Here is a 12,481-nt window from a genome sequence, read left to right as displayed (position 1 = left end):
GCGACCGTGATATACATAGTCTTTACCTTGTCCTAAATCAAAATAGACGATGTTTATTGAATATACTTTGCGCACTTTCGAGTAGAATTCTCCTTTACTGATGTATTCAGAAATAGCTTTCGATACTCCGTAAAGCATACGATGAAAATAATCGAGCTCACGGTTGTTTTGTACTTCAATGATAACAAGCTCGCCTTTACTGTTTTCGGCAAACATATCTACACGGTTAAATTTATCTGCTTCGTGTTCTTGGTTGCCTTCGCTCTCAAGCATGCGAACAATCTTAATGTCTTCGTTCAACAAAGTAGATAAAAGACCTTCTAACACTACGAAGTTGGACTTTTGACGCAATAAGCGTTTCATTGCCCAGTCAAAACTGATAAGGTTGCCCATAATTATATGCTTAAAATGTTACTTGTAGTTACAAAGATAAACATATTCTATTAAATACTCAATACTAATAAAGCCAAAAGCCATCCTTGGTTAAATAAAGGATGGCTTTTGAGATGTGGGTTGTCGGTATGAGTACTTGCAGAATAATAAAAATGAGATGTTTTACAGGCAAAGAAGGAAAGGGGAAGGAAAGAAGGGAAAAGTAAGTAGAAGGCTGACAGTTTCACAGTAGGAAACCAACGGTTTCACGGTAGGAAACCAACGGTTTCACGGTAGGAAACCAACTGTTTTCTACATAGGAAACTACTTGTTTTCTACATAGGAAACTGTTGGTTTTCTATATAGGAAACAAGTAGTTTCATTGGTAGAAAACAAAATGAAACTACTAGTTTTTTTAGCTCAAGTTATAATGAAACTATTTTTGTCCTATGATACTTCGAATGGTACTTATGTTTTACTTTTTGGACATCTATCATAATGTATCAACCTGAAACACAAGCAAATAAGTGCATTATGATACTTATGACAGTTTTTTGGGCATAAACTTCCTGTACGGAATCGGAATAATCATTCAAAACCAGAGTAGTTCATTCATCATTACTCATAAAATAAGCACTTGTACACCTGTTGTTGTTGATAAGGCAACTTATCACTCCATTGTCGACTGTTAATTCCAGATTACCGGAACTGGCATCGTATGGAATGTAATAACTTGGATATTTTTGCTCTAATTCACTACGGGATAGCCCAACACATTCAGGAGCCTCTTCTCCTAATGGCTCTTCACTATTCATCCAGTTTAATATCCTTCCAATAAAATCCTTGTAGTTTTCCTCAATCATCGCTCTCTTTATAAATGTATGGTATCTGTTTTTACAAAGTTATAAATTAAGTAGTTAAACGATTTGCATTAATGTCTTTTTTTGCATTAAATTAAGAATACAAGGATGGAGTTTTAGCACGTAATACCATAAGCCACTGTATGATTCCGCGCATAACAAGATAACAAAGAAAGGCAGTCCAAAGGATACTGTTTCCATGTATCATAAAGAAATCGGGAAAAGCATATTTGCAACCCAGGTAAATGCCAAAGAAGGTACCAGCGGCAAACAGCATAGAGTTACGCATTTGTAACGATGCTGTTGCACCAACAAAGATACCGTCCCACAAAAAAGCTGAGAATCCGGCTATAGGAATCAGTAATGCCCATAATTTAAATTCTATAGCCAACAATATTACATCTTGTTTATCTGTAATAACCCCCAATATTTGTTCAAAGAATAAAGCATACACGATTGTAAAAAAGACAGCTATCCCCATGCCCCAGACAAAGAGGGATCTCACTAGTTTTCGTAATCGTTGTTTTTTCCCTGCTCCTATAAGTTTACCTGTAAGTGCTTCGGCAGCATAAGCAAAACCATCCATCAGATAAGAGAAGAGCGTAAAAAGCTGCATAATCAGGGCGTTTACACTGAGAATAGCTTCGCCTTCGTGCGAGGAAGCCGAAACAAAATAGGTTGTAACCACTACCAGGGCAAGGGTGCGAATAAAGATGTTTGCATTTACTTTAAAGAAAGGTACATATTCTTTCCAGTGCTTAAGCACAGACAAAGAGAGGTATTTACGCAAATATCCATACTTTAAATAACAGATAATTAAAGCAGTAAGAATCCCAGCATACTGCGCACACAACGACCCAAGTGCAACTCCTTTAATATTCATGTTCCATACAAAAACAAAAAGAAGACTTAACAAAATGTTGATAACATTAATAAGTATAGAAATGAACATGGGTGTTTTAGCATCCTGCATACCCACAAACCAACCGTTGAAAGCATACATACCCAATACAGCAGGTGCTCCCCAAATGTAAATGCGGAAATATGCTGCTGCATATTGCCGTACATTTTCTCCGGCATCGAAAAATAGAATCCCAAGCTGTAGGATAAAGAATTGCAGAAGAATCAGCAACACCCCACCACTTACAGCTACCAAAAGAGAACGGAGAAGTGTATTTACCTGACCATGTTTATTATCGGCTCCATAATATTGGGCAGTAAATCCGCTGGTACCCATGCGAAGGAAAGAAAAGTTCCAATAAATAAAGTTGAAAAGAGTGGTTGCAACAACAATACCACCAATGTAACTGGTAGAATCAAGATGGCCTACAATAGTCATATCCACAAGTCCAAGCAATGGGACAGTGATGTTTGAAATGATATTGGGAATGGCCAGGCGGAGTATATCTTTGTTCATGTAATCCTAAATTTGAATTGCAAACTTAAAGAAAAATATGCTATCACATTACTTTTTCCTACATTTGTATTCAAAAGCGTCAAACACAAACGGCATGAAAAAATCAACAGTCTATACCATAATTCGTATCATAGCAACCATAGCAGCTATAATAGTGCTATCTTGTAGTTGCTTTTTTTTAATTATTTTTTTCGGCCTTGGACAAGAAGATTTTTACATGTGTTTAGTAGCTGCTTGTTACTTTCTGCTTCTGGCTTTAATACCCGTCAGCATTTTTCGTGTATTTCGTTTTCGAACAACCAGAAGATTATGGTTGCTGCTTTTAGGTATAATCATTCTTTCAATAGCAACTAAAGAATCTATCAGAGCATACCACAATAGTTTTGAACGTATTGATTATGATGTTAATTTAATAACTTACGAACCATTTAGAGAAAACACACGGGCTGTTGATCTGGATACTGTTTCTGTATTAAAACTGGATACGCTTTTGCCTCGTTTAGATGGAGCCACTTCGTTTTACCCTGTTTATGCAGCTTTTGTGCGGGCTGTGTATCCTCCGGGTGATTATTCGTATATCTACAGTACAGTAGTATGTAACACTACCCCCGGGGCATATAATGCACTGATAGAAGGCAATGCTGATATTATTTTTGTATTACATCCTTCAAAACAACAACTTGAATATGCCCAAGAGTGTAATGTTGAAATGAAACTAACTCCTATCGGACGAGAAGCTTTTGTGTTTTTTGTTAATTCTAAAAATCCGGTTAATAACCTAAGTACCACGCAACTGAAAGGTATCTATTCGGGTAAAATAGAGAACTGGAGAGATGTAGACGGCAAAAACAGTACTATAAAAGCATTTCAGAGAAATGAAAATAGTGGTAGTCAAACCGCTTTCCTCCAATTTATGGAAGGAACAGAAGTTATGGAAGCACAGCAAACACATATTATTCATGGAATGGGGCCGATTATACAACGGGCAGCCGATTACAAAAACTACCCCAGTGCTATAGGCTATTCTTTCCGTTTCTATGTTGACAAGATGGTTGGCAATGGCGACATAAAACTACTTAGTGTTGATGGTATATACCCTGATAAACAAACTATAGAAGATGGTTCATATCCGTTAGTTGCCGATTTTTATGCTATTACAAGAGCCAATGAAACAAACCCACATGTTCAGCAATTGTTAGATTGGATTCTTTCGGAACAAGGGCAATCTTTAGTTGAAAAAACAGGATATAACAGGATTGAGTAGTGAGTTGTGAGTAATGAGTTTTGAGTAATGAGTTGTGAGTAGTGAGTTTTGAGTTTTGAGTTTACCATGCGGCATCGTAACTCATTACTCACTACTCACTACTCATTACTCACTACTCATTACTCACTACTCACTACTCAAAACTCATCACTTATTCAGGAACTTTATTTTTTGAAGAAACTTTGGCGACGAATCGAACCGTTTAACAATAACAAGATTAGCTCGTCCGGTATCTACAAAAAGTGCCACATCTTTGTTGTATGATACCCCAATGCGATTAACAACAGCATTTATTGCTACCGACCACGAATCGCCATTATAACCAAGAGATATTCGCGGATACATATTGGGTATTACATCTATTGATTTAAAGAAATCTTCAAGCCGTTCTGTACCCAAACTTACCCCTGCCGAAAAGGCGAGCGATACAAAATAGTTTTTCTTGATTACAAACGTATGCACATACCCACCACTGATACTTAACTGATACCCACTTACCTGATTGTGATCATTAATAACCAATGTTCCATCGCCCGATATCCGGTTATAATAAAACCCTCCACCAAGTTGAAAACTTCCGGTAGACTTCAGCTGCTTTTCTTGTTGGTTAAAAGCTGCCCGGTACGAAAACTTCTTGTGGTTAAAAACATATTGTCCGTTTACACCATATTGTATCAAACTGATATCGGGATGCAAGATGATTGTTTCTTTCTTACCGTCCTCTGCCTGTTCTTCTACATAAAAACCTTTATAACGTTGAAAAAAGATATCGGCAATAAACTTCCTGCCATAATAATGGTATTGAAAATCGAGTGATTGAGTTTTTCCTTTCTTCTTGTTCCGAAAAGCATCAAAAGTCATTCCACCAGACAATGAGTAGTTCTTATATTGTACACCCAGTCCGATGCCCACCGGATTGTTGGGATGATAGTCTATTTCCTTTTCATCTTCTATAATATGCGACAGAGAAGTAAATTTCTGATAGAAGTATGTCCGCACAGAAAAGTCTTGCCTGAAACGTCCGATATAAGTACTATCAACCTGTCCATACATTTGCAATGAGATGAAAAGGCAGATAAAGAGGAAACATTTCAAGCGATAGTTGTTCATGATAGAATTTATTCGTTTTTTTGCAAAAGTAATCAAAATAATCAATCCTATGTTTCAAAAGCTTGTTGCTATAGAACCCGTAAGTTTAATTCCCTCGGCCGAGGCCACCTTACATACTTACGCCCAAGAAGTTGTTATGTATCCTGATATCCCTGCCAACGACGACGAAGTTGCCGCCCGAATCGGAGATGCCGATGCTGTACTTCTTAGCTACACCTCTCGTATTAACAAATACGCTCTTGAAAAATGTCCCAACGTAAAATACATCGGCATGTGCTGTTCCCTTTATTCACCCGAGAGTGCCAATGTAGATATTCTGTATGCTAATAATAGAGGAATTACTGTTACAGGTATCCGCGATTATGGCGACGAAGGAGTGGTAGAATATGTAATCAGCGAACTTGTACGCTGTCTGCACGGATTCGATCAGCAACCGTGGGATGGTATGGCACGCGAAATCACCGGTTTAAAAGCAGGTATTGTTGGACTTGGCAAATCTGGCGGAATGATAGCTGATGCCCTCAAATTCTTTGGTGCTGATATTACTTACTTTGCCCGTAGCGAAAAAGAAGAAGCCCGTGCAAAAGGATACCGTTTTCTGCCTTTAGGAGAATTACTTGCAGAAAGCGAAGTGGTAGTTTGCTGCCTCAACAAGAATACCGTACTTATTCACGAAGATGAGTTTAAACAATTCGGAAATAAAAAGATACTTTTCAACACCGGGTTATCACCTGCATGGGATGAAGCTCCTTTCCTTCAATGGATTGAGGGAGATAACCTCTGTTTTTGCGATACCATTGGCGCACTGGGTGGAGAACATCTGCTCAACCACCCACATGTGCGTTGTATGCAAGTATCTACAGGACGCACCCGTCAGGCATTTGACCGCTTGAGCGAAAAGGTGCTGAAAAACCTGTCAGAATACAATGGGTGATACGATATTGATCAACGTACTTACTACCGACCAACCCGCAATTTCGGGAGTAGCGCTGTAAACATCTACTACAGCGCGTACTTGGTCGTTAGCAATCTCAACCCGCTGTGTATCACCTATAAATCCCGGAGTAGATTGCATAGTTACCTGCATTTCTTCCGGACCAACCGAAGCAAGCGAAGCCGCAACAGAAACATTGAGTCCTGTAGGGAAAACACCGATAGCTTCGCGGGCTGTACCCGAAAACACAATATGTTTTTCTGTTTCCATAACCGGGTCATAAACCGGCGATCGCCGTAACCTGTCTGCACCTTTTTCGTTAAAGAAACGTGCTTTGGCATTACCCATCAGTGTAGCAGTACGCAACACATCAAATCCGCCTGTTGCACCCGAAGCAATGTATATACGCGTTCCGTTCAACCGGGCTGTTTCAATAGCTTCTTTATAAAAATCCGTATCGGCCAATGCACCAATAGAAAGCGTTACAATAGAAGTTCCATTCTTAAGCGTTGGCAAAGTAAGAGATTTCATTGCAGCAGGCGATGCGGCCTCTACCAGATAATCGGGCTTGAGGCTTAATAGTTCATCCAAGCTTGTACATACCTTACAAGGTTTGCCATGTTGATTCATCACTGCGGCAATATCAACCGCTTTTGATACTGTACGAGCATATATTCCTACCAGGTCATACTCAGGCAATAAATCATTCAGGACAGCATTTGCCACGATGCGGGCAAGGTATCCACCTCCAAAAATTACTAACTTTTTCATAATAGGGCAAAGGTAAGGAAATAATTTCTATCTTTGCACCATGACAACACGCAGATCGGATTTGGTTTAGTAAACAATCAGTGCCATTGGCACCGGTTGTCCCTTTCGTATTCTCTCGGATAGATCTTTTCGAGAGGTAATTCATGTATTTATAATTCAACTAATTATTTGCATACACAATGTTGTAAAAACATTGATGTGTATGCCCAAAACGTTACAATAATGAATAACGAAAATAAAACCAAAAACGATTTAAACTTATATGGCTGGAACGATAAACTAAACCTACTGAAACAGCAATCAACATTCAACACACTGGCTCACGGACGAGTGGCTGTGGTACACCGCACATGCTACGACGTTATTTCTGCCGACGGACTATTCCAATGTGAGCTAACAGGAAACATGATGTATGGAAAGTCGGACTTCGATTTGCCATGCGTGGGCGACTGGGTGATTCTACAACCATTCGATGCAGGCAAAGGAATTATTGTTGATATGCTTCCCCGCGAACGTACTCTGTTACGCAAAAAGAATGGAACGGTGGCCGATCGGCAAGCAATTGCATCGTATGTTGACAAGGCGTTTATTGTGCAGGGACTTGACGATAACTTCAATGTGCGTCGGGCCGAGCGATTCATGGCGCAGATTCTTGAAGAAAACATCACTCCTGTACTGGTATTAAACAAAGCAGACTTAGGTATTGACAGGCACGAGGTGGAAGAACAGATAAAGCATATAGCTGTACGGATTCCTGTATTTTTCACCAGTATTCACCAGCCGGAAACAATTCAGCGGTTGCGCGGGTTTATTTCGCAAGGCGAGACGGTGGTCTTTGTCGGTTCCTCGGGGGTAGGTAAAAGTTCGCTAGTCAATGCGCTTTGCGAGAAGTCGCTATTACTCACATCAAATGTCAGCCAATCTACTGGGAAAGGTCGACATACTTCTACCCGCCGCGAGATGGTATTAATGGATAACCTGGGGGTATTGATTGATACTCCGGGGGTGCGTGAGTTCGGTTTGGCTCTTGATAATACAAATGCACTTGCCGAGGTGTTAGACATTCCCGACTTTGCTGATTCGTGCCGATTCAAAGATTGCAGTCATACAGATGAGCCCGGTTGTGCAGTTCTGGCTGCATTAGAGAGTGGTGCATTAGATAGTAAAGTGTACGAAAGTTACCTGAAACTTCGTCGGGAGGCATGGCACTTCTCAGCTTCGGAGCATGAGAAACGGAAGTATTTCAAATCCTTCTCAAGGCTGGTTGAAGAAGCAAAAAAGAAGAAAGCAAGATAGTAACAAAGGTGGTAAAGTGAGGAACAGATGAGTATTCCTCACTTTATTTTTGTATCTTGCCGCAGTATAATTACAAATAAACCATGAAAAAATTTCTTCATACCGACGAATGGAACATTATTGAGAAAGGATTCCATGCCAACTGCCAACGAGCATCCGAAAGTATATTCAGTTTAGGGAACGGCCGTTTCGGGCAAAGAGGGAACTTTGAAGAACCATATAGCAGTGATAGTTTACAAGGTTCATACCTTGCCGGGATTGCTTTTTTAGACAGAACACGTGTGGGCTGGTGGAAGAATGGTTATCCCCAATTCTATTCACGAATCCCCAATGCACCCAACTGGAGTGGTGTATATGTTCGCCTGATTGATGAGGAAGTTAACCTTGCTTTGTGGAGTGTAGAAGACTTTGAAAGAAGGCTGGATATGAAAGCCGGCATATCTTACAGGGATTTTACTGTGACTTCGCCCAAAGGACATACCCTGCAAATACATGTGGAACACATTAACAGCATGGATAACCAGAATCTCTGCCTGATTAAGTATAGTGTAACTTCGGTAAACTACGAGGGGAAAATATCTATTGTTCCTTATCTGAACGGAGAGATTAAACACGAAAGTTCCAATTTCAACGAAAAGATGTGGAATATATTACGTTTGGAAACAACCAACAACTACGCTTATTTATGGTCGCAAACCAAACACGAAGATGCTCAGGCCTGCTTTGCTATGACATTTCAACTTTTTAAAAACAGTAAAGAAGTTACATCCGGTTCTATACGGATCGAAAAAGAAAAGCTGGTAGGATTCAGCGCCGGTGCTGATATTAAACCTGGCGAAAAAGTTACACTTATAAAATATAGTGCTATTACAACTTCTTTGTATTACGACCGGCAAGAACTGGTTGATGAATCCATAAAACAATGCATACAGGCTAAAGAAACAGGATGGGATACATTGATTGATAATCATAAAAAGGTTTGGAAAGATATTTGGAACAAATCCGATGTTATTATCGATGGTGACCCGGAAGCTCAACAGGGTATCCGTTTTAATATATTCCAATTACATCAAAGTTACCGGGGTGATGATTCGCGCCTGAACATTGGTGCCAAAGGGTTTACCGGAGAAAAATACGGAGGAAACACCCAGTGGAATACCGAGTTGTGCTGTGTTCCTTATTTTCTCTTTGCCAATCCGCCCGAGATAGCCAAAAACCTTCTTCTTTACAGGTACAATCAACTGCCCAAAGCCATTGAAAATGCTAAGAAGTTAGGATTTAATAATGGGGCTGCTCTTTATCCCATGGTGACCATTACAGGTGAAGAATGTCATAACGAATGGGAAATAACATTTGAAGAAATACACCGGAATGCCATTATTGTTTATGCAATAGTTCAATACACAGCAATGACCGGCAGCGATGAGTACATAGCAAAATACGGATTAGAGGTAATGATAGCCATTGGTAGGTTTTGGAGTCAACGGGTATCATTTTCACAACCGAAACAAAAATATGTTATTCTTGGAGTTACTGGGCCCAATGAGTACGAGAACAATGTAGATAATAACTGGTATACCAATTACTCATGTGTTCAGTGTTTGAAAGAAACGATCAAGTATCTGGAAAAGATAGCTCATGCATATCCGGAGGAATATAGCAGAATCCGCCGGATTACCGGTTTCCAATATGCAGAAACCAGTCGTTGGAAAGATATTATTGAAAACATGTACCTGCCCGAAGACAAAGAACTGGGAATATTTATCCAACATGACGGTTATATGGATAAAGAGCAGAAAACGGTTGATGACATTCCGGCCGAAGAACGTCCTATCAACCAACATTGGTCGTGGGATAGGATTTTGCGTTCCTGTTTTATTAAACAAAGCGATGTTCTATTAGGACTTCACCAATACTATTATAATTTTGATATTGACACTGTACGTCGTAATTTCTGTTTTTACGAACCTTGTACTTTACACGAATCATCTTTATCGCCATTTATTCATTCTATTCTCGCTTCGCGCATTGGTGATATTGAAAAAGCATACAATCTTTTCTTACATACCACACGACTTGATCTGGATGATTATAATAATGAAATAAATGAAGGATTACATATTACCAGTATGGCAGGAAGTTGGCTGGCATTGGTAAAAGGATTCGCAGGAATGCAATTACAGGACGACATGTTGGTATTCAGACCTGTTATTCCTGATAAATGGGAACGATATGTTTTTCAGGTTCACTTCCGAGGAAGGATATTATCAATAGAGATTGGGAAGGAAGAGGTCAAAGTTAAATTGTTGCAAGGAGAGAATTTGGTGATAAAGGTGAATGAAGAAAAATATGTGATAGAGCTCACCACAGCTTAATGAGGTAGACTTTGATAAGAAAGAAATATTGGTAGCTATTTGGTAGGATAATATTTCTTTTTATTATAACTTTTAACTAAATTTGCGTGCTTAAATTGTACCGATATGAAGATTTTTTGGACATTAGTGTTTACCTTGTTAATAAGCTTTCCTATTACTGCCCAGAAAAAAACAACAAATAGAGTTGTTAAAGCAGATACATTGTCAGATACATTGTCGTTCGCTGTAAGAGAACAAATGAGTGATACATTGCATACAAAATTGTATTATGATGTTTGGGCTTCGTTAGATTCATTACACAATGATACACTCCCCATGCGACCAATTACGCTTCGTGGTGAATATTATCGGTTGTTTCTACCTTTTACTTACTACTATTCGCCTTTGCAACGGCATACCTATTTCCCTTGGCGGGATGAGAAACTTAATATGTTCAAAACTGTAAAACGAGAGTCGCTTTCGGTTGATACAGTGTCTCTTGCTTATCCTACGTTATTTGAACGGGTTGGCAAAACACAAGAACAGATTGATGAAATACTACTATATACTTATAAAACAAATCCCAAACTCATTGTACAAACCGAAGAACAAATAATGAGTAAAGAATTGGTGAAAGTAGATATTCCCCAAAAGGAACCATCAAAGAATCCGATAATGAAACTGTTTGCTCCTGATAAACCCGATGAAAAGGTTGAGGCAGCCGAAGTAATCATCCGTAAACCAAACTTTTGGATAACAGGAGGAAGTGGATCTTTCCAAATGAGTCAGAACTCTGTATCGGATAACTGGTATCAAGGAGGAGAGAGTACGAATTCTGTATTAGCAAATATTAAACTGTTTGCAAATTATAACGATAAAGAGAAAGTTCAGTTTGAAAGTTTTCTGGAAGCAAAAGCAGGATTCAATTCGGCTTCCTCGGATACGATTCGCAAATATAAGGTAAATACCGACCTGTTAAGGCTGTACAGTAAATTAGGTATTCAGGCAGCTTCAAAGTGGTATTATACAATTTCCGGTGAATTTAATACACAATTCTTTAAAAACTATAAGGCAAACAGTACTGAGGTTGTTTCATCTTTCTTGTCTCCGGCAAACGTTATAGTAAGTGTCGGTATGGACTATAAATTGAACGAGAAGAAAGTAGTTCTTTCGGTTTTCCTATCTCCATTGACTTATAGTTTACGCTATGTTGGAAATAAGAATGTAGATGAAACAAAGTTTGGTTTAAAAGAAGGAGATAAAACTTTGCAAGACTTTGGTTCTAAGTTACAAACTACACTTTCATGGAAAATAATTCCATCCATTACTTACGATACCCGTTTGTATTACTTTACAAGTTATAAGAAAGTAGAAGCCGAATGGGAAAACTCTCTTAATTTTGTGTTGAATCGCTATCTGTCTACCAAACTATTTTTCCATGCCCGCTTTGATGATGGTGCTGCGCGAAAAGAAGATAATAGCTATTTCCAATTTAAAGAATTCTTGAGCTTTGGTATAAATTATAGTTGGTGATAGCTCCAAGTAAAACAATTGTCTATTTTTATCCATTCGTAAATTGTTACTGTTTTTTATGCTGCAAATTGTTATTTCAAAATGCAGCATTTCACACTTTCAAAATGCAGCATTTTGATTGAACGAAATGCAGCATTTCATCAATGCGAAATGCAGCATTTTGAAAAACTACTCTAAAAACGGCTTTGTGGCGCGTATAACAAGGGTAAGAAGAACCAATTTTCGTGTTTGTTGTTTTTAGGTAGCTGTGAAATAACTAAACAGTAGGTTGCTGTTTGGAAATATTTTTAACCGCTGCATTTTAACCTTTACACAGTCTAAAGCAGACGGCAATTGATAGTATGCCGCATGGATAGTGTTGTATGTACACCAACCACCCCGCCCGTTGGGTACCCCTCCTTAACGAGGCTGTGTAAAAAGTCTAATCGTTCTTTGGTTTAGTTACAGATTGTAAGTTAATCCGCATGGTTCAACCGGAACGGTTGTTAATCTTGATCGAGTAGACTGCCCTGCCGGTGTCGCCCGGCAGGGAGAGCCTCTCACACCACTGTACGTACGGGTCACGTATAC

10 protein-coding genes are annotated in these 12,481 nt (G+C 39.1%); 5 read left to right on the top strand and 5 right to left on the bottom strand.

Going from position 1 to position 12,481, the window contains the following annotated elements:
- From D0T85_RS21380 to D0T85_RS21370, 3 genes are all read right to left on the bottom strand, one after another.
- The coding region (locus D0T85_RS21380) for an Rpn family recombination-promoting nuclease/putative transposase (RefSeq protein ID WP_163215554.1) at positions 1 to 393 on the bottom strand (393 nt) is incomplete at its 3' end.
- A gap of 587 nt (positions 394 to 980) precedes the next feature.
- Positions 981 to 1,235, bottom strand: a complete 255-nt coding sequence (locus tag D0T85_RS21375) for a hypothetical protein (protein WP_163215553.1) — start codon at positions 1,233 to 1,235, stop codon at positions 981 to 983.
- A 91-nt stretch (positions 1,236 to 1,326) separates the two neighbouring features.
- On the bottom strand, positions 1,327 to 2,649 hold the full coding sequence (locus D0T85_RS21370; protein ID WP_163215552.1) for an MATE family efflux transporter: 1,323 nt from the start codon (positions 2,647 to 2,649) through the stop codon (positions 1,327 to 1,329).
- A 94-nt stretch (positions 2,650 to 2,743) separates the two neighbouring features.
- On the opposite strand from D0T85_RS21370, the gene D0T85_RS21365 reads away from it, so the two are divergent.
- Entirely contained in the window at positions 2,744 to 3,913 is a 1,170-nt protein-coding gene (locus tag D0T85_RS21365; protein WP_163215551.1) for a PstS family phosphate ABC transporter substrate-binding protein, read from the top strand.
- Between the two features lie 147 nt (positions 3,914 to 4,060).
- Here the strand turns inward: D0T85_RS21365 and D0T85_RS21360 are convergent, their stop codons facing one another.
- Entirely contained in the window at positions 4,061 to 5,023 is a 963-nt protein-coding gene (locus tag D0T85_RS21360) for a DUF4421 domain-containing protein (RefSeq protein ID WP_163215550.1), read from the bottom strand.
- A 49-nt stretch (positions 5,024 to 5,072) separates the two neighbouring features.
- On the opposite strand from D0T85_RS21360, the gene D0T85_RS21355 reads away from it, so the two are divergent.
- Positions 5,073 to 5,957, top strand: coding sequence for an NAD(P)-dependent oxidoreductase (locus tag D0T85_RS21355; protein WP_163215555.1), 885 nt, complete (start codon positions 5,073 to 5,075; stop codon positions 5,955 to 5,957).
- Here D0T85_RS21355 and D0T85_RS21350 read toward each other — a convergent pair.
- The gene (locus tag D0T85_RS21350) at positions 5,940 to 6,728 is read right to left on the bottom strand and encodes an aspartate dehydrogenase domain-containing protein (RefSeq protein WP_163215549.1); all 789 of its coding nucleotides are present in this window, start codon (positions 6,726 to 6,728) and stop codon (positions 5,940 to 5,942) included. The two genes, D0T85_RS21355 and D0T85_RS21350, sit on opposite strands and share 18 nt — an antisense overlap.
- A gap of 222 nt (positions 6,729 to 6,950) precedes the next feature.
- Between D0T85_RS21350 and rsgA the strand changes: the two genes are divergently transcribed.
- The 3 genes from rsgA (at position 6,951) to D0T85_RS21335 (ending at position 11,911) form a co-directional block, all read left to right on the top strand.
- A complete protein-coding gene (rsgA, locus tag D0T85_RS21345; RefSeq protein WP_163215548.1) occupies positions 6,951 to 8,024 on the top strand; it encodes a ribosome small subunit-dependent GTPase A in 1,074 nt (357 codons plus the stop codon).
- An 83-nt stretch (positions 8,025 to 8,107) separates the two neighbouring features.
- Positions 8,108 to 10,399, top strand: coding sequence for a family 65 glycosyl hydrolase domain-containing protein (locus tag D0T85_RS21340; RefSeq protein WP_163215547.1), 2,292 nt, complete (start codon positions 8,108 to 8,110; stop codon positions 10,397 to 10,399).
- 105 nt (positions 10,400 to 10,504) lie between these two features.
- Positions 10,505 to 11,911, top strand: coding sequence for a DUF3078 domain-containing protein (locus tag D0T85_RS21335; RefSeq protein ID WP_163215546.1), 1,407 nt, complete (start codon positions 10,505 to 10,507; stop codon positions 11,909 to 11,911).
- Positions 11,912 to 12,481 lie beyond the last annotated feature (570 nt).

Source organism: Bacteroides sp. 519 (genome assembly GCF_010500955.1).
GTDB lineage: Bacteria > Bacteroidota > Bacteroidia > Bacteroidales > Bacteroidaceae > Bacteroides.
This window is presented reverse-complemented; position numbering and strand designations above follow the sequence as displayed.

Coding starts and splice junctions, on each gene's coding strand:
- D0T85_RS21365 (WP_163215551.1), top strand. CDS start 2,744: ATGAAAAAATCAACAGTCTATACCATAATTCGTATCATAGCAACCATA.
- D0T85_RS21370 (WP_163215552.1), bottom strand. CDS start 2,649: ATGAACAAAGATATACTCCGCCTGGCCATTCCCAATATCATTTCAAAC.
- D0T85_RS21335 (WP_163215546.1), top strand. CDS start 10,505: ATGAAGATTTTTTGGACATTAGTGTTTACCTTGTTAATAAGCTTTCCT.
- D0T85_RS21350 (WP_163215549.1), bottom strand. CDS start 6,728: ATGAAAAAGTTAGTAATTTTTGGAGGTGGATACCTTGCCCGCATCGTG.
- D0T85_RS21340 (WP_163215547.1), top strand. CDS start 8,108: ATGAAAAAATTTCTTCATACCGACGAATGGAACATTATTGAGAAAGGA.
- D0T85_RS21355 (WP_163215555.1), top strand. CDS start 5,073: ATGTTTCAAAAGCTTGTTGCTATAGAACCCGTAAGTTTAATTCCCTCG.
- D0T85_RS21360 (WP_163215550.1), bottom strand. CDS start 5,023: ATGAACAACTATCGCTTGAAATGTTTCCTCTTTATCTGCCTTTTCATC.
- D0T85_RS21375 (WP_163215553.1), bottom strand. CDS start 1,235: ATGATTGAGGAAAACTACAAGGATTTTATTGGAAGGATATTAAACTGG.
- rsgA (WP_163215548.1), top strand. CDS start 6,951: ATGAATAACGAAAATAAAACCAAAAACGATTTAAACTTATATGGCTGG.